The sequence below is a fragment of the Streptomyces sp. NPDC058683 genome (assembly GCF_042716195.1).
GTDB lineage: Bacteria > Actinomycetota > Actinomycetes > Streptomycetales > Streptomycetaceae > Streptomyces.
In genome coordinates, this window is record NZ_JBHXSK010000035.1 from 45156 (window position 1) to 66661 (window position 21506).

20 protein-coding genes and 1 pseudogene are annotated in these 21506 nt (G+C 70.9%); 12 read left to right on the plus strand and 9 right to left on the minus strand.

From position 1 onward, the window contains the following. Positions 1 to 9 precede the first annotated feature (9 nt). Positions 10 to 687 carry a TetR family transcriptional regulator gene (locus ACFWXC_RS33410; RefSeq protein WP_384484456.1) on the minus strand — a complete coding sequence of 226 codons (678 nt, stop codon included), beginning with the start codon at positions 685 to 687 and terminating at the stop codon, positions 10 to 12. Positions 688 to 818: 131 nt separating this feature from the next. On the opposite strand from ACFWXC_RS33410, the gene ACFWXC_RS33415 reads away from it, so the two are divergent. From ACFWXC_RS33415 to ACFWXC_RS33425, 3 genes are all read left to right on the plus strand, one after another. Beyond that, entirely contained in the window at positions 819 to 1655 is an 837-nt protein-coding gene (locus tag ACFWXC_RS33415) for an oxidoreductase (protein WP_384484458.1), read from the plus strand. Between the two features lie 62 nt (positions 1656 to 1717). Further along, positions 1718 to 2752: a hypothetical protein gene (locus ACFWXC_RS33420; protein ID WP_384484460.1), complete on the plus strand. Its 1035-nt coding sequence runs from the start codon at positions 1718 to 1720 to the stop codon at positions 2750 to 2752. A 41-nt stretch (positions 2753 to 2793) separates the two neighbouring features. Then, the gene (locus ACFWXC_RS33425) at positions 2794 to 3567 is read left to right on the plus strand and encodes a lipocalin-like domain-containing protein (protein WP_384484462.1); all 774 of its coding nucleotides are present in this window, start codon (positions 2794 to 2796) and stop codon (positions 3565 to 3567) included. Between the two features lie 157 nt (positions 3568 to 3724). Here ACFWXC_RS33425 and ACFWXC_RS33430 read toward each other — a convergent pair whose 3' ends face one another. Further along, entirely contained in the window at positions 3725 to 5317 is a 1593-nt protein-coding gene (locus ACFWXC_RS33430) for an MFS transporter (protein ID WP_384484464.1), read from the minus strand. Positions 5318 to 5506: 189 nt separating this feature from the next. Between ACFWXC_RS33430 and ACFWXC_RS33435 the strand changes: the two genes are divergently transcribed. Beyond that, the gene (locus tag ACFWXC_RS33435; protein WP_384484466.1) at positions 5507 to 6502 is read left to right on the plus strand and encodes an Lrp/AsnC family transcriptional regulator; all 996 of its coding nucleotides are present in this window, start codon (positions 5507 to 5509) and stop codon (positions 6500 to 6502) included. Here the strand turns inward: ACFWXC_RS33435 and ACFWXC_RS33440 are convergent. From ACFWXC_RS33440 to ACFWXC_RS33455, 4 genes are all read right to left on the minus strand, one after another. Next, positions 6499 to 7725, minus strand: a complete 1227-nt coding sequence (locus ACFWXC_RS33440; RefSeq protein ID WP_384484468.1) for a cytochrome P450 — start codon at positions 7723 to 7725, stop codon at positions 6499 to 6501. The genes ACFWXC_RS33435 and ACFWXC_RS33440 overlap by 4 nt on opposite strands. 89 nt (positions 7726 to 7814) lie before the next feature. Next, on the minus strand, positions 7815 to 8564 hold the full coding sequence (locus tag ACFWXC_RS33445; protein ID WP_384484470.1) for an SDR family NAD(P)-dependent oxidoreductase: 750 nt from the start codon (positions 8562 to 8564) through the stop codon (positions 7815 to 7817). Positions 8565 to 8575: 11 nt separating this feature from the next. Beyond that, the gene (gene mdlC / locus ACFWXC_RS33450) at positions 8576 to 10159 is read right to left on the minus strand and encodes a benzoylformate decarboxylase (RefSeq protein WP_384484472.1); all 1584 of its coding nucleotides are present in this window, start codon (positions 10157 to 10159) and stop codon (positions 8576 to 8578) included. Between the two features lie 237 nt (positions 10160 to 10396). Further along, the gene (locus ACFWXC_RS33455; protein WP_384484474.1) at positions 10397 to 11413 is read right to left on the minus strand and encodes a zinc-binding dehydrogenase; all 1017 of its coding nucleotides are present in this window, start codon (positions 11411 to 11413) and stop codon (positions 10397 to 10399) included. 53 nt (positions 11414 to 11466) lie between these two features. Here ACFWXC_RS33455 and ACFWXC_RS33460 point away from each other — a divergent pair, with 53 nt between their 5' ends. Next, complete coding sequence (locus ACFWXC_RS33460) at positions 11467 to 11871, plus strand: tautomerase family protein (protein ID WP_384484476.1); 405 nt, start codon at positions 11467 to 11469, stop codon at positions 11869 to 11871. Positions 11872 to 11954: 83 nt separating this feature from the next. Here ACFWXC_RS33460 and wrbA read toward each other — a convergent pair whose 3' ends face one another. Next, a complete protein-coding gene (wrbA, locus tag ACFWXC_RS33465; protein ID WP_384484591.1) occupies positions 11955 to 12557 on the minus strand; it encodes an NAD(P)H:quinone oxidoreductase in 603 nt (200 codons plus the stop codon). A gap of 156 nt (positions 12558 to 12713) precedes the next feature. After that, positions 12714 to 13193 (minus strand): annotated as a pseudogene (locus ACFWXC_RS33470) (YceI family protein); the annotation flags it as partial. Between the two features lie 157 nt (positions 13194 to 13350). Between ACFWXC_RS33470 and ACFWXC_RS33475 the strand changes: the two are divergent. The 3 genes from ACFWXC_RS33475 to poxB are packed head-to-tail and all read left to right on the plus strand — an operon-like array spanning position 13351 to position 16603. Next, complete coding sequence (locus ACFWXC_RS33475) at positions 13351 to 13959, plus strand: MarR family winged helix-turn-helix transcriptional regulator (protein ID WP_384484478.1); 609 nt, start codon at positions 13351 to 13353, stop codon at positions 13957 to 13959. 31 nt (positions 13960 to 13990) lie between these two features. Continuing rightward, positions 13991 to 14821, plus strand: a complete 831-nt coding sequence (locus tag ACFWXC_RS33480) for an acetoacetate decarboxylase family protein (RefSeq protein ID WP_384484480.1) — start codon at positions 13991 to 13993, stop codon at positions 14819 to 14821. 48 nt (positions 14822 to 14869) lie between these two features. Continuing rightward, positions 14870 to 16603 (plus strand): ubiquinone-dependent pyruvate dehydrogenase, encoded by a 1734-nt coding sequence (gene poxB, locus ACFWXC_RS33485; RefSeq protein ID WP_384484482.1) that lies wholly within the window; start codon positions 14870 to 14872, stop codon positions 16601 to 16603. Here poxB and ACFWXC_RS33490 read toward each other — a convergent pair. Continuing rightward, a complete protein-coding gene (locus ACFWXC_RS33490) occupies positions 16600 to 17202 on the minus strand; it encodes a TetR/AcrR family transcriptional regulator (RefSeq protein WP_384484484.1) in 603 nt (200 codons plus the stop codon). The two genes, poxB and ACFWXC_RS33490, sit on opposite strands and share 4 nt — an antisense overlap. A gap of 135 nt (positions 17203 to 17337) precedes the next feature. Here ACFWXC_RS33490 and ACFWXC_RS33495 point away from each other — a divergent pair, with 135 nt between their 5' ends. The 4 genes from ACFWXC_RS33495 to ACFWXC_RS33510 all read left to right on the plus strand — a co-directional run bounded on the left by ACFWXC_RS33495 (position 17338) and on the right by ACFWXC_RS33510 (position 21374). Next, positions 17338 to 18765: an aldehyde dehydrogenase family protein gene (locus ACFWXC_RS33495; protein WP_384484486.1), complete on the plus strand. Its 1428-nt coding sequence runs from the start codon at positions 17338 to 17340 to the stop codon at positions 18763 to 18765. A gap of 157 nt (positions 18766 to 18922) precedes the next feature. Next, a complete protein-coding gene (locus ACFWXC_RS33500; protein WP_384484488.1) occupies positions 18923 to 19393 on the plus strand; it encodes an MEKHLA domain-containing protein in 471 nt (156 codons plus the stop codon). Positions 19394 to 19532: 139 nt separating this feature from the next. Beyond that, positions 19533 to 20825: a glycosyltransferase gene (locus ACFWXC_RS33505; RefSeq protein ID WP_384484490.1), complete on the plus strand. Its 1293-nt coding sequence runs from the start codon at positions 19533 to 19535 to the stop codon at positions 20823 to 20825. Positions 20826 to 20921: 96 nt separating this feature from the next. Further along, a complete protein-coding gene (locus tag ACFWXC_RS33510) occupies positions 20922 to 21374 on the plus strand; it encodes a MarR family winged helix-turn-helix transcriptional regulator (RefSeq protein WP_384484492.1) in 453 nt (150 codons plus the stop codon). Positions 21375 to 21506 lie beyond the last annotated feature (132 nt).

Here is a 21506-nt window from a genome sequence, read left to right on the forward strand (position 1 = left end):
CGGCCGGGATCACCGGTCGGAATGGGTCAGCAGGCCGATCAGGTAGACCGTGATCGAACGTTCGAGCGTCGCGGCGAAGGGTGTACGGAGGAATACGAGACTCGGGTCGCTGGCGTAGGCGGCACGCACGGCCTCCGCCGGATGGCTGTGCGTCCACAACGCTCCGACGAGGACGATCGTCATGCTGGCCGCTTCGGCGGCCTCCTGGTCGCCGAGCTCGGGCAGGATCTCCTGCAGCATGCCCGCCAGACCGGCCAGACCGTCGTGGGCCCCCCGCTTGTACCTCGCGGCCACCTCGGCGGAGACGTTGTGCTCCAGGATGCCGGCCTGGGCACTGAGCAGTTCGCAGAGCATCTGCCGGGACGCGAACGACGCGGCCAGACCTGATGCCACCGACTCGGCTCTCGTGATCGCGGAACCCGTCCGGTCGACGCAGGCGGGCAGCTGATCGACCACCTCTGTCAGGAAATCGCGGGTCAGACTCTCCAGGAGGTCCAGCAGGACCGCCTCTCGCGACTCGAAGTACCGCATGACGTTGGACTTCGCCAGCCCCACGCGGCGGCTGAGCTCATTGAGGCTCACGGCCGAGACCGGCATCTCGCTGAGCATGGTCGCCGCTGTCTCCAGGATGCTCCGGCGGCGTACTTCGCGCTGCTCGTCGTTTCTGGCGCGCTGGAACGTGTTCATGCCCACATGTTACAGACCTCCGGTCCCTTGCGTAGAGACCGGAGGTCTCTTAAGCTCGAAGAGCCCGCCGGTCTGTTAGGTCCGGTCGGTTCGACGTCCAGTCCTCCGAGTTCTGAGAGCGAGAAGCCGCAATGACGAAAAAGGTAGCCCTGGTCACCGGTGCCTCCTCGGGCATCGGCGAAGCCACCGCTCGACAGCTTCAGCAGGCCGGCTTCATCGTCTACGGCGCGGCCCGGCGCACCGACCGGATGAGCGGCCTGGCGGCGTCGGGCGTGCGAACGCTCGCGCTCGACGTCACCAGCGAGACCTCGGTCGGCAACGCGGTCACCGAGATCATCGCGGCTGAAGGCCGTATCGACGTCCTCGTCAACAACGCCGGCTACGGCTCGTACGGTGCGCTGGAGGACGTTCCCCTGGAGGAGGCCCGCGCACAGATCGAAGTGAATGTGTTCGGCCTGGCGCGCCTGACCCAGCTGGTCCTGCCGCAGATGCGCGCCCAGCGAAGCGGCACCATCGTGAACATCAGCTCCATGGGCGGCCGGTTCGCCACGCCCATGGGGGCCTGGTACCACGCCAGCAAGTACGCCGTCGAAGGCCTCAGTGACGCGCTGCGCCTGGAACTCAAGCGGTTCGGTATCGACGTCGTACTCATCGAACCCGGCTCCATCCGGACCGAGTGGGGTGCGATCGCAGCCGACAAGCTGCGAACCACCTCCTCGCACGGACCGTACGCCGAGCAGGCCGACGCGATGGCCAAGTCCCTGGAACGAAGCTCGCAGCCCGGCACCCGCATGGCCTCACCCGCCACCGTCATCGGCAAGGCCGTGGCCAAGGCGGCGACCGCCCGGCGTCCGCGCACGCGCTACCGCGTCGGTTTCGGAGCGCGCCCCCTCATTCTCCTCAGCAGGCTGCTGCCGGACCGCGCCTTCGATGCGCTCGTCAAACGCTCGTCCGGTGTGCCGGCGTAAAGCCCCCGCTCTGAAACCGACTTCGAAGAATCCGACACCACCTCCGAAGACAGGGAAAGACCATGACCGAATCCACCGCCCCTCGGCCCAAGGCCCTGATCGTCCTGTCGTCGGCACGCACGCTCCCGCTGAGCGAGCCCGTCGGTCACCCCGGGATACCGACCGGGTTCTTCCTCGTCGAACTCGCTGCCGTGATGGCGGAGTTCGAGAGCGAATACGACTTCATCCTGGCCACACCGGACGGCCGACTGCCGCAGCTCGACGTCAACGGACTCGCTCTCAACTTCCACGGGGGCGGAAACCTCGGTCTCGCCACCGCCCGCACCACCATGCAGACCGGAGTCGAGCGGTTCGGCCCCGAGAAGCTGCGCGAGAAGAACCCGGACCTCCTCAAGCGCCGTGAGACCGAACTCGCCCTCGCCCACCGGCTTCTCGGCCGCATCCCGGTCTCCGAGCCGCTTCCCAAGACCGACGCGGAGGCCATCTCCGTCCGAGGCGATGTCGTCGCCGGCTTCGAGGCGTTGCCGCAGCGCGAGTACCTGTCCGTCCAGCAGCTGATCGAACGGCACCGCGATCCCGCATCCGGCTTCTCGCTGGCGGACCTGGCCTTCGTGCACATGCCCGGCGGACACGCCCCGATGGTCGACTTCCACGACAACCCGTGGATGGGGGAGTTGCTCCACACGCTGCGCGAGGTCGACGTCCCGATATCCCTCATCTGCCATGCCCCGGTGGCCCTGACCTCGGCGCGCTACCGGGTCGACGGCGACGGGAAGGTCACGACCGACCTCGACCATGCCTTCAAGGGGGCCCGGATCACCACCGTGCCCAAGTACGGCGAAAGGGCGATGCTCGGGTTCCAGTACCCCAAGGTGCCCGGCGAGCGCACGCGCCTGACCTATTACGTCGACGTGGCACTCAAGGAAGCCGGTTACGACGTCAACCTCGCCCTCAACCCCTCGGCCGTCAAGGTGATCTGGGACGCCGACCACTCCCTGCTGACCGGCAACGGACCCCAGGCCGCGGATGAGCAGGCCGCCCGTCTGGCCGAGATCGTGCGCGGCCGGGCGCGCAGCTCCTTGTCACGCACGCGCTAGTTGTACCCGGCCATCACGTCGAGAGGTGAGAGGAGAAACCGATGCGCACAATGAAGTGGGTCCACGGACGTCGGGCGATGGCGGTCGCCCTCGCAGGAGTCGCCACCGCAGGCTCCGCGTCCGCCGACAAGCTCGATGTGCGGATGCCGAACGCGTCACTGTCCGGCCCGCTCGACGCCATGCACCTGAAGGCGGAACTGCCCCAGGGCAAGGGGACGTTGGACCTCAAGCTGAAGGCCGTCGGCCCCACGCTCTACAACAACGGCATCGGCCTGTTCCCCTTCCTGGACGACACCAGCTACTACTACTCGCTCCCCAACCTCCAGACCTCCGGCACCCTCACGCTGGACGGCTCGACCAAACAGGTCACCGGCACGTCCTGGCTCGACCGCCAGTGGGGCAACTGGAACTGGGACACGCTGCACAAGTGGACCTGGATGGCCGTGCGGCTCGACAACGGTCAGGTCCTGAACCTGTGGGACATGTTCGACGACAACGGGGAGAAGCACTGGGCCACCGTGCTCAGTCCCGACGGCACGCACCGCGTCGTCTCGGTCGATCCGCTCGCCCCGCAGGCCACCCGCTTCGAGACCAGCCCCACGACCGGCCAGCGCTACGCCGGCAAGTGGACCGTCACGATCCCCGGCCTGAACACCAAGCTCGTCGTGACCGCCAGGCCCGTGCTCCAGGAGATCCAGGCCAACCAGCCGTTCACGCCAGGAATCAACGAGGCCGACTCATCGGTGCGCGGCACCTACCAGGGGCGACCGGTCACGGGTGACGCCTACGTCGAGCAGTTCGGCCTCTGGAAGTAGGCCGTGTCCGACGGCCCGCCGCGGGACCGGAGCGGGGCTCCAGTCGACGTCGCGGGCCCCGCGGCCTGCACCGCCCCCGGCGCGAGGCCCCCAGCGGTGCCCGGCCGGGCTGACCCCGAGGACACTCCCAGCGGGTGCCCTCGGGATCGGCCTGCCGTCAGGCGCCCTGCACGGCCGACGACTTCTCTCCCGCGGTGTCTCCCGCCGCCCGGAGCGTCGGCTGCCGGCGGGGGGTGCGCAGCAGGACCACCGCGACCAGGGCGGCGAGCAGGGTGAGGCTCCCCGCCGTGATCAGGCACAGGCGCATCCCGTCCAGGAAGGAGTCGCCGAGCGCCCCCATCGCCTGCCCGGTCTGTGCTCCCAGGTCCAGCTTGGCGACCGCGCCGAGACCGTCCGCCTGCGCGGCCGAGACGACACGGTCCTGCGCCGCGCCGGTGACCCCCGCGTCGGTGAGGTGACCGGGCAGCGCGTCGACCGCCCGGGTGGTGAGCAGCGCACCCAGGACGGCCGGGCCGAGGGCACCGCCTACCTGCCGGAACGCGTTGTTGCCCGCGGCGGCCATGCCGGCCAGGTGGTGCGGCACGGAGGCCACCGCGGTCGCCGTCATGGGGGTCATGACGAACCCCATGCCCAGGCCCAGCAGCGCGAGCCGCCAGGCGGCCGAGGCGAAGGAGGTGTCGGCGGCCAGCCCGGTCAGCGCGAACTGGGCGGCGGCGACGAGCAGCAGACCGCCGGTGATCATCCAGCGGGCGGAGACCCGGTGCATCAGCCGCCCGGCCGGACCGCCGACCAGCAGGGCCGCCCCGGTGACCATCAGCAGCCGCCAGCAGGCCTCCAGGGTGTCCAGCCGCTGCACCATGCCGAAGTAGAGGCTGAGGACGAAGAAGAACCCGATCAGCGCCAGGAAGCTGATCATCGCGACCAGCGTGGTGGCGGTGAAGGCGGGGCTGCGGAACAGGCTCAGGTCCAGCATCGGGCTGTCGCTGCGCCGTTCCGCCAGGACGAAGGCCACACCGGCGGCCACGGCCGCGAACAGCGCCACCATCACCTTGGCGTCGGTGAACGAGCCGGCGCCGCCCTCGATCACGCCGTAGACCAGCGCGGTGATCGCGAGCGTGGCGGTGAGCTGGCCGGGCCAGTCCAGCCGGCGGCCGTGCGGAGCACGGGAGTCGGTCAGCTGCCGGGCCGCGACAGCGACGGAGAGCAGCGCGACCGGGACGGCCGGCAGATAGATCCAGCGCCAGGAGAAGTGCGCGACCACCACACCGGCGATCACCGGACCGATCGCCAGGGCCGCCATCAGGCACGTCGCCCATATGCCGATGTACTTCCCGCGCTCGCGATGGTCCGGCACCGCATGGCTGATCAGCGCCAGCGTGGTCGGCAGCAGCGCGGCCGCGCCGACACCGGCCAGGGCCTGCCCGGCCCAGACGACCTCGACGGAGTGCGCGCACAGGGCGGTGACCGCGCCCGCCGCCGAGAAGAGCAGGCCGGCCTGGAACACCTTCTTGCGTCCGTGGACGTCCCCGAAGACGCCGGCGGTCAGGATGAACGCGGCCATCGGCAGCACGAACGCGTCCTGCACCCACGACAGCTGGGCCGTCGAGGCGTTGAGCGCCCCCTGCAGGGCCGGCAGGCTCACGGCGACGGTGGTGACAGGAAGATAGGCGACGAAGACGCCCAGGCAGGCCATGACGATCGTGGCCGCCCGTCGCTCGACCGGCGCGCTCGCCGGTGTCGTGACGTTCACGGAGATACTCCTTCGCGGTGCACCGCACCGCGGTCGAGGCCCCGGCGGACCCGGCGGCCTGTGTCGTACGGACTTCCGGTGGGAAACCCGCCGCCACAGCATCCGGTCCCGCTCGCGCAACCACCAACCAACCGCCCCTCCGGCAGCAGAATCCTCCAGATCGCTCCGGCGCCGTGGCACACTTCCACCATGCTCGACGACGTGGACAGAAAGATCCTCCGTGCTCTGCAGTGCGCGCCCCGGCTGCCCTTCCGCCGGATCGGCGAGGTGGCGGGCGTCTCCGAGCAGACCGCCGCCCGCCGCTACCAGGCACTGCGCCGCAGCGGCGCACTCCGGGTGGTGGGGCTGGTCAACCGGCGGGTGTACGGCGCCGCCGAGTGGGTCGCCCGCATCCGCTGCCGCCCCGACCGGGTCGCCCCGCTCGCCGAGGCCCTCGCCCGCCGCCCCGACATCTCCTGGGCCCATCTGGCCTCGGGCGGCTCGGAGATCATCTGCGTCATCCGCGCACCGCTCGACATGCCCCGCCAGGACGTGCTGCTCCGGCAACTGCCGAGGTCCGCCTCGGTCCTGGACGTCAGCATCGACCTGATCATCCACAACTACGACGCTCCCGGCACCGCCGGCTGGACCGGCTACGGCGACAACCTCGACCCCGAGCAGGTCCGGCGGCTGACCTCGGAGCGGCCGCCGCTCACCCCCGGGCCCCCGCTCCCGCCCGCCGACGAGGACGCCCCGCTGCTGGACGCCCTGGCCCAGGACGGCCGCACCACCCACACCCGGCTCGCCGAACTCACCGGCTGGTCCCTGTCCCGGGTGGCCCGGCGGCTGGAGTCGCTGGAGAGCTCCGGCACCCTTGAGTACGAGGTCGAACTGCTCCCGGAGCGGCTGGGTCACTGGCTGCACGCCGTCCTGTGGCTACGGGTGGCCCCCGCCCACCTGGAGCGGGTCGGTGCGGAGGCCGCCCGGCACGACGAGGTCCCCTTCGTCGGGGCCATCAGCGGGGAGCACAACCTGATGGTCACCGTCATCGCCCGCGATCCCGAGGACTTCTACCGTTTTCTGACCACCCGGATCGCCGCGACCCCGGGCATCGACGGCTATGGCGTCAGCATCAGCGTCCACCACCTGAAGAAGGCGGCCTCCCTCATCTCCCGGGGCCGGCTGGTGCCCGCCTCCTCCGTCTAGACGGAGTCCCAGGAGACCACGGCGGACACGGGAAGCCGCCGGACCCCGTGCATCAGCAGGCCCGGCGCCCACTCCAGGTCGGCCTCGGGCACGGCCAGGGCGAGACTCTCCACGCGCTGCACGAACACGGTGATCGCGACCTCGGCCTCCATCCGCGCCAGCGGAGCGCCCAGGCAGTGATGGACGCCGTGCCCGAAGGCGAGATGGCCGCCGGCCGGACGTCCGAGGCGGAAGGAGTCCGGCTCCTCGAACCGGGCCGGGTCCCGGTTCGCCGCCGCCAGCGAGACCAGCAGCATGTCCCCTCGCCGTACCGGCACCTCTCCGACCTGCATGTCCTCGGTGGCGAACCGTTCGGTGGCGGTCACCACCGGCCCGTCCAGGCGGAGGAACTCCTCCGTCGCCGCGGGGATCAGACCGGGATCGGCGCGCAGGGTCCGCAGGAGGTCCGGCTGCCGGGCCAGGCCGAGCAGTACGGTGCTGATCAGGTTCGCGGTCGTCTCGTACCCGGCGATCAGGAGCAGGAAGGCCATGCCGATCAGCTCCGGGTCGGTGAGCCGGTCCTCGTCGGTGTCGACGGCCAGCGCGCTCAGCAGATCAGGTCCGGGCTCGGCCCGCTTGCCCGCGATCAGCTCCGTCAGGTACCCGCTCAGCCATACGTAGGCCTCCTCCCGGTCCGAACCGGCGACCGGGGCCACGACCTGCTCGGAGGCCCAGCCGAACCGGTCGCGGTCCGTCAGCGGCACGCCGAGCAGTTCGCAGATCACGGAGATGGGGACGCGGGCGGCGAAGCCGTCGACCAACTCCGGTGTCTCCTGCGCCAGTACGGCCTCCGCCGCGCGGGACGCTATCTCCCGGGTGCGCGGCCGCAGGGCCTCGACGCGCTGCGGTGTGAAGGCGCGCGCCACCACCTTGCGCAGCCGGGTGTGGTCGGGCGGGTCCACGGTCAGCATGTAGTCGACCCCGACCTCGTCCCGCACCCCGCTCATCAGCCAGCCGGGCTCCAGGCCCGCGCGCTCGCTCCGCTTGGACACCCGCGGATCGGTGAGCACCTTGCGCGCCGCGTCGTACCCGGTGACGAGCAACTGCGGTGGAGCGCCGTCCGGTTCGCAGCGGTGAGCGGACGCCGAGTCCGTCAGCGTCCGCAGTACCGCATGCGGGTCCGCCTGGAACGCGGGCCCCTCCAGGGCGGCTCGCACCGGGCCGCCGGGGGTGTGTGTGGTCATGGACTTCTCCCGCCCAAACAAATTGCTTTCGTCGGCAAGCATTATGTTCAAGCGGGAGCGTGTCAAGGACAGTTGGGCATGACTGACGGTCAGAAACTGGCCCTCGTCCCGCCGTCGACCGTCACCATGGCCCCGGTGACATAGGAAGCGGCGGGCGACAGCAGGAAGGCGGCGGTGCGGCCGAACTCCTCCGGAGTGCCGAGACGGCGCAGCGGGATCCCCGCGGCGGTGCTGTCGGCGTCGCCGGTGATCGACTGGAGTTCGAGGGCACGGTCGGTCCCGATATGGGCCGGGACCAGGCCGAGCACACGGACGCCCCGGGGACCGAGTTCCCCCGCGAGGGTCTTCGCGTAACCGGCCAGCGCGGGGCGCAGGGCGTTGGAGGTGGCGAGGCCGGGGATCGGTTCGTACACCGAGGTGGACAGCACGAAACCGATCACCCCGCCCTCGCCGAGCTGCGCGGCGACGGCCCGCGACAGCCGTACCGCGCCCAGGAAGCCCGACTCGAAGGCCGTACGCCACTGATCGTCGTCGATGGCGTCCGTGGTGCCCGTCGGCGGGCCGCCGACGCTGATGAGCACGCCGTCCAGCCCCTTGAACGCCCCGCGCGCCGAGGCGATCAGCCGGTCCGGGGTCCCGGGGTCGGCGTTGTCGGCGACGACACCGACGGCCTGCCCGGGGCCGCCGAGCTCCGCCTCCGCCGCGGCCAGCGAGTGCGTGCTGCGCCCGCTGACCACCACCTTCGCGCCGCCGGCGGTCAGTTCGCGGGCGGCGGCCAGACCGAGTCCGCGGGTGCCGCCCGTGACGATGTAGACGCGGTCCTTGAGTCCGAGATCCATCACTGCTCCCGTTACAGCATTGCCTTCTGGGGCTGGGTGGCCACCACGATGACGGTGGTGGTGTCCGCGGCGAGCGCCGCCTTGAACTCGCGTTGCAGGTCCTCGGTCGTGTCGACGTCGACCGAGCGGCAGCCGAAGCCGGCGGCCACCGCGGCGATGTCGAGCCCGGGCAGGTCGAGCCCGGGGACGCCCGGGGTCTCCTCCAGCACGGCGAACGACTTGAGGATGGAGTACTCCTGGTTGCGCATCACGACGTAGACGATGGGCAGCCGCTGCTGCGCCGCCGTCCAGACGGACTGCACCGAGTACTGGAAGGAACCGTCGCCGATCAGTCCGACGACCGGCCGGGACACGCCCCGCTGCCGGTCGGCCAGGGCGACGCCGACGGCCGCCGGTGCACCCCAGCCGATGCCGCCGCTGGCCGTGGCGAAGAAGGAACCGGTCCGGGTGGTGGGCAGCCACTCGATCTGCTGGGCCATGGTGGACGTCGACTCGTTGACGATGACCGCGTCCGCGGGCTTGACGCTGCTCAGCGCGGCATAGACCTCCGGCGGGGTCAGCGGGCTGTTCGGTGCCTCCGGGAGCACCCGGGGACGCTCCATCGGCTGCGGAGCGGTCCGGGCGGTGCCCTCCTCGACCGCGGCCAGGAGCTGCTCGATCGCCGCCCGGGGGTCGCCCAGCAGGCTGTCGCCCACGCGCGCGGCCGCGGCGACGTCGGGGTTGCCGGTGATCTGGAGGAGCTCGGTGCCGTCCGGCAGGTAGGAGCCCGGGACGTAGGGGTAGTACCGGAACACCTCGGCGCCGATCACGACGACCAGGTCGTGTCCCTCCAGCCGGTCGCTGATGGTCTTCACCGACATGCCGAGCGGCCCGCGGAAGAGGGGGTGGTCCTCGGGGAAGGAGGCACGGTCGAGCAGCGGGGAGCCGTAGACGGCCGCGCGCAGCCGCTCCGCCAGGGCGACCGCGGCGTCCCAGCCGCCGGCGCGGTCCACCTCCGGTCCGAAGACCAGCGCGGGACGCCTGCTGGCGGAGATGCGGTCGGCGAAGGCACGGAGCCGGTCCGGGTCGGGCAGCATCCGGTCACTGAAGGTCCGCGTACGGGTGAAGCCGGACAGCGGCTGCTTCCAGTCGTCCATCGGGATGGACAGGTAGACCGGCCCGGCGGGCGGCTGCAACGCCGTGGCATAGGCCCGCAGGAACGCCTCCGGGACGTCCTCGGCGCGGGCGGGTTCGTACGCCCACTTCACCCACGGCTTGGGCAGCGTGGTGGCCTCGCGGTTGCCCAGGTAGGGCTCGCCGATGAGCAGTTCCCGGTGCTGCTGCCCCGAGGTGACGATCAGCGGGGTGTTGCCGTGGTAGGCGGCCACCAGGTTGCCCACGGCGTTGCCCAGCCCGGCCGAGGAGTGCACGTTGACCAGCGCGGGCCGGCCGGTCACCTGGGCGAAGGTGTCGGCCATGGCGATGACGGAGGCCTCCTGGAGGGCCAGTACGTAGGTGAAGTCCTCGGGGAACTCCTGCAGGAACGTCTGCTCGGTCGACCCCGGATTGCCGAAGACGGTGGTCAGTTCGAGAGAACGCAGCAGATCGTAGGTCACGGTTCGGACAGTGGCTTGTTGGGTCATGGCAACCTGCCAGCTTTCGTGCCGGTTCCGGTGGGGGGATGATCCAGCTCATCCTGACCCACGCATGGCCGCCACGCATTCCGTCCGATGACTGAAGAGCCTGCTGATACGACGGCTCCGTGCCGCCCGCGGCCCGCCGGCCGACTCCCGCAGTTCCGGCCTCAGTCGGATGACCGAAGCCGGAACCGGGCGGCCGGGCGGACCCTGGGATCAGCCGTTGGGTGCGATGAACACCTTCATGACCTCGGCGGAGCGGAGGGCGTCGATGGCGCGCAGTGCTTCCCCGACCGGGGCGATCTCCGTGGTGAGGTCGTCGACCCGGACGGCGCCGCGGGCGAGCAGGTCGATGGCGTCGTCGAACTCGGATCCGTACACGAAGGACCCGCGGATGGTGATCTCCTTGAGCAGCACGACATCGGGGTCGAAGCCGCCGCCGGGCCCTCCGCCCACGTTGACCAGCACCCCACCGGGGGCCAGCAGCCGCAGGGCCTCCGCCCGCGCCGCCGCGTTGCCCGAGCACTCGAACACCACGTCCACCGAGGACTCTGGGAGCTCGGCACCGGATGCGGCCGGACTCAGCGTCAGACCGGCGCCCGAGGCCGGGCCGAAGCGGCGGCGCTCCGGGGCCGGTTCCACCAGGACGATCCGGTCCGCGCCCCGGTGGGCGGCGATACGGCAGGCCAGCTGCCCGATCGGGCCGCCGCCGAACACCGCGACCGTGGCCCCCTTCAGATCGCCGGCCAGCACCGCCGCGCGCAGGGCCGTGGCCGTCGGCTCGACCCAGGCCGCCTCCAGGCGGCCCATCGACGCGGGCAGCGCCCGCAAGGTGCCCGGGAAGACGGCCATCTGCCGGGCGAGGGCGCCGTCCGTCTGGAGTCCGAGGGCGGTCTCCATCGTGGCCTGCCGGCAGAAGTTGGGGCGTCCCGAGAGGCAGTACCGGCACCGGCCGCATACATTGCCGTTCGGGTTGACAGCGACTCGCTGGCCCACCTCCCAGCCCTCGACCGCGTCCCCCACGCGGCTGATCCGGCCGGACGGCTCGTGGCCCATGACGAAACCGCCGCGGTAGACCTGCGGCATCTGCGGCGCGTGCAGGTCGGTGCCGCAGATGCCGCACAGGTCGACCTCCACGATCACCTGATCGGGGCGGAGCCCGGGCTCGGGCCTCGACTCCAGCACGATCTTCCGGTCCACACCCAGGACCACTGCTTCCATCACGGTAGTCACAGCCCTTCCGCCGTTGCCGTGAGCGATTCCGCCCCGTTCGACGAGGAGCCGAAATGCCCGTCTACACCTGCACCGCAGCACAGGGAACCCTGACAAGTGAGTCGAAGGCCGCGCTGGCGGCCGAGATCACCCGTATCCACGCGGCGATCAACCATGTGCCGCCGGCCTACGTCAACGTGATCTTCTCCGAGCCGCCGTCGGACAGCGTCTTCGCCGGCGGGGTACCGGGGGCCCCGCTGATCCTCAGCGGCTGGGTCCGGCGCGGACATCCGCAGGAGGAGGCGACCCGGCTGGCGCTGGAACTGTCCTCGGCGGCCGCCCGCGTCACCGGGGTGGCGGAGAGCCACGTCATGGTGGTGCTGGAGGACAGCCCCGCCAGGTCCGCCGTCGAAGGCGGCCAGGTGCTGCCCGAACCGGGCACGGAGCAGGAGTGGCTGGCCGGCCGCGGCGAGGCGTGACAGCGGACAGCCCTGCTCGATGACCAGACCGTGTGCCGGCGACACCCCCGCCCCCGGCACACGGCCGTCCGTGTCGCCGCCGGTTACGCGGCCGCGAAGCGCGCGGCGATGGAGGCGACCCGCTTGCCCTGGTACTCGGCGGCGTTGCGGGCGGTGTCGTCGACCGGGATGGCGCCCTGGCCGTTGACGTGGCTGGTGCCGTAGGGGTTGCCGTCGACGAACTTCACCGGGTCGGTGTAGCCGGGGGTCACCAGGATGCCGCCGAAGTGGTGGACGGAGTTGTAGAGCGCGAGCAGCGTGGACTCCTGGCCGCCGTGCGCGGTGGCCGTGGCGGTGAAGCCGCTGTAGACCTTGTCGGCCAGCTTGCCCTGCGCCCACAGGCCGCCGAGCGTGTCGATGAACTGCTTCAGCTGGCTGGCGATGTTGCCGAACCGGGTGGGGGTGCCGAAGACCACGGCGTCCGCCCACTCGATGTCGGCCGCGGTGGCGACCGGGACGTCCTTGGTGGCCGCGGCATGCGCCGACCAGGCGTCGTTGCTCGCGATGGCCTCCTCGGGCGCCAGCTCGGACACGCGCAGCAGCCGTACCTCCGCGCCCTCCTTGCGGGCGCCGTCGGCGACCGCCTCCGCCAGCTCGTGGACGGTACCGGTGGACGAGTAGTAGATGACGGCGACCTTGGGAGCCATGGGGAATTCCTCTCGCTGTGCTGTGGTCTCGGCGGCGGACGCCGCCTTGCTTCCGGCGGCCGGAGCCGCCTCGGTCTCGACGGCGGAAACCGTCGTGGCGCCGGCGGCCGGAGCCGTCGGGCCGGGGTCGGGATCGGCGGTGGCGGACAGGGAGAGCCGCAGATGACGTGCCGCGACCCCCTTCGCCGCGGTCAGCCCGTGGCGGTACCGGTCGACGGTCGCGGAGGCCGAGATCTTCAGTGAGCCGTTCTCGACGGACAGTGCGTCCACCGTCAGCTCGACCGGCGCGCGGTGACCGCGGACGGTGAGGTGGCCCTGGACGACCCAGACGCCGGCCGTGCCCCGGCTCACCCCGGTCGACTCGAACCGGATCCCGGGGTGGCGCTCCGCGTGCAGAAAGGCGGGGGAGCGCACGTGATCGTCCCGGCGCGGGGTCCCCGTGTGGAAACTGCCCGCGTCGACGACGGCGGTCACGGCCGACGCGGTGACCGGCTCGGCGATCGTGATGCTCGCCGACTCCACCCGGAAGGTGCCGTTCACCTTGCCCAGGCCGAACATGTGCCGCGTGGTGAAGCCGATGGACGACCGCTCCGGATCGACCGTGTAGGTCCCCGCGGGGGGCAATTCGACGCTCATGCCCTTCTGGCCTCTCGGTTGGCGTCGCGCGGCTGGTCCGCTGCGGCGCTGTTGCTTGCCTTGGCAAGTATCTTGGCGTCACTCGAAATGCTTTGTCAAGCAAGTAATGATGTGCTTCAGTGTGAGCACCGGGACACTACGGAAGGGAGGCCGGTACATGTCCGCACAGTCACCCGAGCCCATCTGCCCGCTGAACACCGACGAGGACCGACTCTGGCGAGCCCTGCAGAGGATGCTGGTCGCTCTTCCGCGGGCGCTCGACGAGGACCTGCTGTGCGCCACGGGCCTGTCGCTCACGCACTACCTCGTCCTGGCGCATCTCTCCGAGGCCGAGGACGAGAGCATGCGGATGACCGAGTTGGCCTCGGCCGCCGCCCTGTCCGCGAGCCGCATCACCCGGGTCGTGGAGAACCTGCGCGACCAGGGCCTGGTGACCAAGCGGCGCCACTGCACGGACGCCCGCGGATACGTCGCCGAACTCACCGAGGCCGGCCGGCAGCGGCTGCTCGGCGCGTATCCGGCGCATCTCACCAGCGCCCGCAGACGTGTCATGGACCAACTCGATCCCGCGCTGCTCCGGCGGCTGGCCGAGCAGATGGGGTCGGTGGCCGAGCCGCTCCTCGCCGCGTACGAACGGGGTGCGGGACGGAAGGAGAGCCCCGCGGACCGGGCAGGAACCGCAGCCCAGGCGCCGTCCGTGGCCGAGGCCGAGGAACCCCCCGGCTACCCGGCAGCAGCCTCCAGTTACCGGGAAGCAGTCATTTGACCCAAGCCGGGACCGCGTAGCTGCGCAGAGCATGGGCCCGTTCCGGCTGGACCTGCGCTCTCTGGAGGCACCCTTGCTGAAGGGCTACACCTACCCGCTGTCCCCCCGCGGAGTGGCGAACCTCGCCCCCGCTCCGCCGTGGCACTACGCCGGTGACATCGTCGGCGTCGAGTTCTGGACGGATCCCGCGGCCGCCGCGGCGACCCTCCCCGAGGGGCTGACCCCCGACACCGAGTCCGACGGGCGCGTGGTGGCGCTCTTCGTCGACTGGCAGTTCTCCGCCGGGCACGAGGAGTACCTCGACCCGGTACGCAGCCAGTACCGCGAGTTCATGCTGCTGGTGGACGCCCGGTTCGGCGACGAGCCGGTGTCGTGGTGCCCCTACATCTACGTCGACAACGACCTCGCCCTGGCCCGCGGCTGGGTGCAGGGCTTCCCGAAGAAGCTGGGTTCGGTCGCGCAGACCCGGGTCTTCGCGTCGCCCGGCAAGGCGTCACCGTCCCTCGCGGCCGGCGGCAGGTTCGGCGCGTCCCTCTCGGCGGCCGGGCACACCCTGGCGGAGGCGGAGGTGACCCTGGAGCGCCCGGCGGACGACCCCGCGAGCCTGTTCCGGCCCACGGTCAACCTCCGGCACTTTCCCACGCTGACCGCCGGCCAGTACGACAAGCCCGCCGTGCACGAGCTGGTCATGGCCGAGTTCGCCGACCAGGCGCTCGCCGACGTCTGGGTCGGCTCCGCCGACATCAGCCTGTTCGAGGCCCGCGGCGAGGAACTCGCCGACCTGGCCCCGGTGCGCACCGGCACCGGCTTCCGCGCCTCGATGTCGTACACCGTGACCGAAGTGCACCGGCTGAGCGAGTAGCCGGACCGGACCGGGAGCGCCCCCGACCTCCGTAACGAAAGGAAGCTGATGCACACCATCGCCGACCTCATAGTCGACGGCCTGCGGAACGCGGGCGTATCCCGGATCCACGGACTGCCCGGCGACTCGCTCAACGGACTGACCGACGCGCTGCGCAGGAATCCGTTGGTGGCCTGGGAGCACTACCGGCACGAAGAGGCGGCCGCGTTCGCCGCCGCCGGCGAGGCGGCGGTCACCGGCTCGCTCGCCGTCTGTGCCGGCAGCTGCGGACCCGGCAACCTCCACCTGGTCAACGGGCTGTTCGAAGCACACCGCAGCCGGGTCCCCGTCCTCGCGATCGCCGCGCACATCCCCGGCGCGGAGATCGGCACCGGCTACTTCCAGGAGACCCACCCCCAGGAGCTGTTCCGGGAGTGCAGTGACTTCTGCGAACTGGCCTCCACACCCGAGCAGTTCCCCTATCTCCTCGACATCGCGCTGCGGACCGCCGTCGAGCGCAGCGGGGTGTCCGTCCTGGTGGTCCCGGGCGACGTGCTCCAGCACCGGCTCGACCATCCGCGCAAGGCGGCCACCGTACGGCCCACCACACCGGTGGTGCGCCCCGCCGACGCGGAGATCGATCGGGCCGCGGCCCTCCTGAACCAGGCCGAGCGGATCACCGTCCTCGCCGGCGCGGGCTGCGACGGCGCCCACGACCAACTCGTCCGGCTCGCCGGGGCGTTGCGGGCCCCGGTCGTGCACACCCTGCGCGGCAAGGAGCACGTCGAATACGACAACCCGTACGACGTCGGCATGACCGGACTGCTCGGCTTCACCTCCGGCTACCGTGCGATGGAGCAGTGCGACACGCTCCTGATGCTCGGCACGGACTTCCCGTACCGGCAGTTCCTGCCCGAGCACGCCACCGTCATACAGGTGGATGTCCGCGGCGAGCAGATCGGCCGGCGCACCCGGGTGGACCTGCCCCTGGTCGGCACCGTACGGGACACCGCCGAGGCCCTGCTCCCCAAGCTCGCGCCGCGGACCGACTCCAGGCACCTGGACGCGATGCGCGACCACTACGGCAAGGCCCGCACTCGCCTCGACCGGCTCGCCGTCGACGACCACAACCGCACCCCGATCCACCCGCAGTACCTGACCCGGATCGTCGACGAACTCGCCAGTGACGACGCGGTGTTCATCCCGGACGTCGGCTCCCCGGTGATCTGGGCCGCGCGCTATCTGACGATGAACGGCCGCCGTCGGCTGATCGGTTCGTTCACCCACGGCAGCATGGCGAACGCGCTGCCCCAGGCGATCGGCGCGCAGGCCGCCTTTCCGGACCGGCAGGTGATCGCGCTGTCCGGGGACGGCGGACTGGCCATGATGCTCGGCGATCTGATCACCCTGAAGCAGCAGCGGCATCCGGTGAAGATCGTGGTCTTCAACAACGGAGCCCTCGGCTTCGTGGAGCTGGAGATGAAGGCCGAGGGCATGGTGAACTTCGGCACCGACCTCGACAACCCGAACTTCGCCGACGTCGCCGAGTCCCTGGGCATCCACGGCAGCCGGGTGGAGCACCCGGCCGACCTCGCCGACGCGCTGCGCACCGCGTTCGCCCATCCCGGGCCGGCCCTGGTGGAGGTGATGACCGCCCGGCAGGAGCTGTCCGTCCCGCCGACGATCACCTTCGACCAGGCCAGGGGCTTCGCCCTGTACGCCGCCCGTACCGTGCTGTCGGGACGCGGTGACGAACTCCTCGAACTGGCCCGCACGAACGTGGTGCGGCACCTGTCCTCCTAGAGGACGCCCAGGGAGCCGGGGTCCGGGAATCCGATCAGGCTCATCACGGCTTGCCGGACGCCCTCCAGGTCGTACTCGCCCAGCGGGATCCCCGAGGCGCGTGAGTGCTTGGTGACCCCGACGAACGCGCCGAACGCCATCGACAGCAGCACCTGCGGATCACCGGCGCGGGCGGCACCGGCCGTCTGCGCCGCCCGCAGGATCTCCACCAGCTCGGCATTGAGCCGGTTGACGACCTCGTACGCCTGGGGCCGCAGATACGAGCCGTGCACCTGGTGTTCGAGGAACGAGAACGCCTGGGGATAGGCGATGGCGAACGCCACCTGATGCCGCCAGACCAGCCCGATCGCGGTCACCGGGTCGGCCGTGCGCACGGCGTCGGTGACCACCGCGTCGGCGAACGCCGCCTTCGCCTCGGTGAAGACCGCCTCGCCCAGCGCCTGTTTGTTGGGGAAGTAGCGGTAGATCGTGCCCACCGCGACCCCGGCCCGGGCGGCGATCTCGGGCACGTTGGTGCCGTCCCAGGTGCGCTCGTCGAACAACTCCAACGCGGCGTCCATGACTTTCCGCCGCAGCGGGGCCTCGTCGGCGGTTGTCACGGAGGGTGGCATCGTCACGAATGAAACTTCGTTCAACGACTCGATCTTGTCAAGGCGGAGAGGGTAGGTTACGGAGCGAATGAAAATTCATTCACCCACTTGTTCACACCCTACCCAGTCATGAGGGGTCCACCGATGAAGCGTTACGGGCACTGGATCGCGGGCGCGGAAACCGAACCGGCCACGGGCGGTTGGCTGCCGTCCACGACTCCCGGTGGAGAGGAGGTCGTGCACGAGATCGCGCTCGGTGACGCCACCGACGTGGAGCGGGCCGTCCAGGCCGCGGCAGGGGCGGTCGACGGCTGGTGGAACCGGCAGCCCGTCGAGCGGGGCCGCGTCCTGGCGGCCATTGCGGAGCGGCTGCGCGACGAGGCCGCCGTGCTCGCGGAGCTGGAGTCGGCCGAGACCGGCAAGCCCGCCTGGCAGTCCCCGCTGGAGGTGGCGGGCGCCGCCAACTACTTCGAGTTCTACGCCGGCCTGGTCAACCTGCCCGGCGGCGAGGTGGTGAACATGGGGCCCGCCTTCCACGCGTACACCCGGCGCGAGCCGCTCGGCGTGGTCGGTGTCATCACCCCCTGGAACGCCCCGCTGAACCAGGCGGCCCGCTCCATCGCCCCGGCCCTCGCGGCCGGCAACGCCGTCGTGGCCAAGCCGTCCGAGTTCACCTCGGCGACCACGCTCCGGCTGGCCCGGATCGCCACCGAATGCGGCCTGCCCGACGGCGTCCTGAACGTCGTCACCGGCACCGGGGACACCGTGGGCGCGGCGCTCGTCGGCCATCCGAAGGTCCGCAAGGTGGCGTTCACCGGCTCGGTCCGCGCCGCCCGCGAGATCGGCCGGATCGCCGCCGACCGGATCATCCCGCTCACGCTGGAGCTGGGCGGCAAGTCACCCAACATCGTCTTCGCGGACGCCGACCTGGCCAAGGCCGCCCAGGGCGCCGTCGAGGCGTTCCTGCCCAACGGCGGCCAGTCCTGCATGGCGGGCACCCGGCTGCTGGTCGACGCCCGGATCCACGACGAGTTCGTGGCCGCCGTCCGCGCCGTGCTCACCCACATCACGCCGGGGGAGACCTATGGGCCGGCGATCACCCGCGCCCAGTTCGACAAGGTCAACGAGTACTTCAAGATCGCCGAGCAGGACGGCGCCACCCTGGTCGCCGGAGGCCGGCCGGCCGGGGAGGGCTGGGTCTTCGAGCCGACCGTCTACACGGACGTCACCCCGGACATGCGGATCGCCCGCGAGGAGATCTTCGGGCCGGTCCTCTCCGTCCTGCGCTTCGAGGACGAGGACGAGGCGGTGGCCATCGCCAACGACTCCGAGTACGGCCTGGCCGCCGCCCTCTGGACCGCCGACGTGACCCGCGCCCACCGGGTGGCCGCCCGTCTGGAGGCCGGGCAGGTCTACGTCAACGCCTACCCGCCCGGCATGATGGTCGAGGGCCCGTTCGGCGGCTACAAGAACAGCGGATACGGCCGTGAGAAGGGCCTGGAAGCGCTGCACCACTACACCCAGACCAAGTTCGTCGCCGTACGCCTCCAGGAGGACCAGCAGGTGTGGTGACACGGCGGCCGGACGGCCGCCCGGGAGCGGGCGGCCGTCCGCTCGTCCTGTCCCGGCAGCGGTGGCTGCGCGGACCGAATCCGCCCCGTCGCGCGTCGGCCGTGCGCGCTCTGGAACCATCCCTTCGGAAAGCGACGAAAGGCGGTCACCAATGGCCATGAAGTTCCCCGAAGAGCACAGGCGGGGCTCGGACTTCGCACAGCTTCTCCTCTCCAGCCATGAGCGGTTGACCGGCACCCCCTTGTGCCCCTCGGCGTTCCCGGACGCCGACGAGGCGGCCCGCTGGCTCTACGAGTCCGCACCCTTCGGGCTGCTCGCACACGATGCCGGTCCGGATCCCGTCTTCGTCTACGCGAACACGACCGCCCAGAAGTGCTTCGAGTACGGCTGGGAGGAGTTCGTCCGGCTCCCGTCCAGGCTGTCCGCCGAACCGGACGCGCAGGGCGACAGGGACGCCTTCGTGCGGTCGGTGACGGAGCGCGGATTCGCCTCCGGCTACCGGGGGTTGAGGATCGCCGGGTCCGGCCGCAGATTCTGGATAGAGGACGTCACGATGTGGAACCTCCTTGACGCCGACGGCACTTGCCACGGCCAGGCCGCGGTCTTCCCCTCCTGGACGTATGCCTGATGAACCCTCAGTGTTCACCTGCTCGACGCGCACGGAGTTACGCGAAACGTTCGACAGCGCCGAGTGCAGGTCTCTATATTGCTTTTTGAAGCAAATAAATCCCCCCGGGCTGTGGTCCGGGCTGTCCAGGAACGAGACCATGGCGAAGATCATTGTCACGGCGACCCCCGTGCCGGGCCACGTCCTGCCCCTCGCGGCGATCGCTGCCGACCTGACGGAGCGCGGGCACGAGGTGCTCTTCTACACCGGCATCCGCTTCGAGGACCGGGTCCGCAAGACCGGCGCACGCTTCGTCCCGTACCCCGCGGAGGTGGACATTGACGGAGCCGACCTCAGCGCCACCTTCGCCGAGCGCGAAGAACTCGCCCCCTTCGAGCGCATAGCCTTCGACCTCAAGCACTTCGCCGCCGACCCAGCGCCGGTCCACGACAAGCGCCTTCAGGAACTGCTCGCCGAGTTCCCCGCGACCGTGGTGATCAGCGAGCTGCTGTCCTTCTGGACGCTGGCGACGGTCCTGCGCGCCCCGCGGGAGCAGCGCCCGCTCCTGGTCACCATCGGCATCGCGCCGCCCCCCTTCGCCAGCGCCGACACCGCGCCCTTCGGGCCGGGGCTGCTCCCGCCCACCACCGACGAGGAGCGCGCCGCCTACGACGGGATGCGGGCCCAGATCGGGGCGATGTTCGCCGACGCCCAGCAGCACGTGGAGGGTGTCTTCACCTCGATGGGCGTCACGTTCCCCGGACCGATCTTCGACGCCATGGCCACGACCCCCGACCTCCTGCTCCAGCTGACCGTCCCCGCCTTCGAGTACCCGCGCAGCGACGCGCCGGAGGGGTTCCGCTTCATCGGTCCCCTCCCGGCCGCCTCCGACGCCGACTTCGAACGCCCGGACTGGTGGGCGGAGTTGTCGTCCGACCGGCCGGTCGTCGTGGTCACCCAGGGCACTGTGGAGAACGGCGACCTGACCCAGCTCGTCGTTCCCACGCTCCGTGCGCTGGCGGACGCGGACGTCACCGTCGTCGCCGCCACCGCGCGGCCCGACGGCCCCGACATGGTGCGGACGGCGATGGACGGCCAGATCCCCGCCAACGTCCACCTCGCCGGCTTCGTACCCTTCGAGCAGCTGCTGCCGCTCGCCGACGTCCTGGTCACCAACGCCGGTTACGGCGGTGTCCAGACCGCGCTGCGCCACGGCGTCCCGCTCGTCGTCGGCGGCGAGACGGAGGACAAGCCCGAGGTCGCCGCCCGCGTCGAGTGGTCCGGCACCGGCGTCAACCTGCACACCGCGCGCCCGGAGGCGTCCGCCGTGCGCGCCGCCGTCGACGAGGTGCTGGACGACCCCCGGTACCGCAAGCGGGCGAGCGAGATCCAGGGGCAGTACGCCCAGTACCACCCCTTCGACTCGGTCGCCGAGATCGTCGAGCAGGCCTGAGCGCCTTGGTCGGGGGCTGTCCGGCCGGCTGCCGAACAGCCCCTGACGTGCGCCGGAAGCTTGAGACTCCTTGCTTGAGCACGCTATTCTGAGCGGATGAGCGACGACGACCCGCTGACCGCCCACGAAGAACGCTTCTGGCGTGCCCTGATGCGCGTCATCGTCGCGCTGCCGCGCTCGCTGGACGACGATCTGCTGCGGTCCACGGGGCTCACGCTCACCGAGTACGTCGTCCTGATGAACCTCTCCGAGGCCGAGAACCAGGAGCTCCGGATGACGGATCTCGCCTCGGCCACCGCCCTGTCGGCGAGCCGTATCACCCGGGTCGTGGATGCTCTGCAGAGCCGCGGCCAGGTCGTCAAGCGGCGCTACGAGGGTGACGCCCGCGGCAATGTCGCGACCCTCACCCCGGAAGGGCTCAAGCGCCTCCAGGAGGCCTACCCGGTGCATCTGGCGAGCGCCCGCAAGCGGGTCGTGGACCTCCTCGACGGCAGGTCGGTGCCGGCCATGGTGCGGCAGTTCGAAGCGGTGGTGGAGAAGCTCGACTGAGCTTCGCCAGCCTGACCGACGCCCACCGGACTGCTAATCTACAGGTGTCAAATAGCGCCGGAAGCGCACCTCCGGCCCGCCCATGCCCCGGAGAGCAGTCATGCAGCAGCGACCTCGGCCGAGACCGCGGGT

Excerpts from the sequence above, each read along its gene's own strand:
- ACFWXC_RS33445 (WP_384484470.1), bottom strand. The coding sequence starts at position 8,564 with ATGGATCTCGGACTCAAGGACCGCGTCTACATCGTCACGGGCGGCACC.
- ACFWXC_RS33500 (WP_384484488.1), top strand. The coding sequence starts at position 18,923 with ATGAAGTTCCCCGAAGAGCACAGGCGGGGCTCGGACTTCGCACAGCTT.
- ACFWXC_RS33505 (WP_384484490.1), top strand. The coding sequence starts at position 19,533 with ATGGCGAAGATCATTGTCACGGCGACCCCCGTGCCGGGCCACGTCCTG.
- ACFWXC_RS33510 (WP_384484492.1), top strand. The coding sequence starts at position 20,922 with ATGAGCGACGACGACCCGCTGACCGCCCACGAAGAACGCTTCTGGCGT.
- wrbA (WP_384484591.1), bottom strand. The coding sequence starts at position 12,557 with ATGGCTCCCAAGGTCGCCGTCATCTACTACTCGTCCACCGGTACCGTC.
- ACFWXC_RS33460 (WP_384484476.1), top strand. The coding sequence starts at position 11,467 with ATGCCCGTCTACACCTGCACCGCAGCACAGGGAACCCTGACAAGTGAG.
- ACFWXC_RS33440 (WP_384484468.1), bottom strand. The coding sequence starts at position 7,725 with ATGACCACACACACCCCCGGCGGCCCGGTGCGAGCCGCCCTGGAGGGG.
- ACFWXC_RS33435 (WP_384484466.1), top strand. The coding sequence starts at position 5,507 with ATGCTCGACGACGTGGACAGAAAGATCCTCCGTGCTCTGCAGTGCGCG.
- ACFWXC_RS33475 (WP_384484478.1), top strand. The coding sequence starts at position 13,351 with ATGTCCGCACAGTCACCCGAGCCCATCTGCCCGCTGAACACCGACGAG.
- ACFWXC_RS33425 (WP_384484462.1), top strand. The coding sequence starts at position 2,794 with ATGCGCACAATGAAGTGGGTCCACGGACGTCGGGCGATGGCGGTCGCC.
- poxB (WP_384484482.1), top strand. The coding sequence starts at position 14,870 with ATGCACACCATCGCCGACCTCATAGTCGACGGCCTGCGGAACGCGGGC.
- ACFWXC_RS33420 (WP_384484460.1), top strand. The coding sequence starts at position 1,718 with ATGACCGAATCCACCGCCCCTCGGCCCAAGGCCCTGATCGTCCTGTCG.
- ACFWXC_RS33480 (WP_384484480.1), top strand. The coding sequence starts at position 13,991 with ATGGGCCCGTTCCGGCTGGACCTGCGCTCTCTGGAGGCACCCTTGCTG.
- ACFWXC_RS33410 (WP_384484456.1), bottom strand. The coding sequence starts at position 687 with ATGAACACGTTCCAGCGCGCCAGAAACGACGAGCAGCGCGAAGTACGC.
- ACFWXC_RS33495 (WP_384484486.1), top strand. The coding sequence starts at position 17,338 with ATGAAGCGTTACGGGCACTGGATCGCGGGCGCGGAAACCGAACCGGCC.
- ACFWXC_RS33415 (WP_384484458.1), top strand. The coding sequence starts at position 819 with ATGACGAAAAAGGTAGCCCTGGTCACCGGTGCCTCCTCGGGCATCGGC.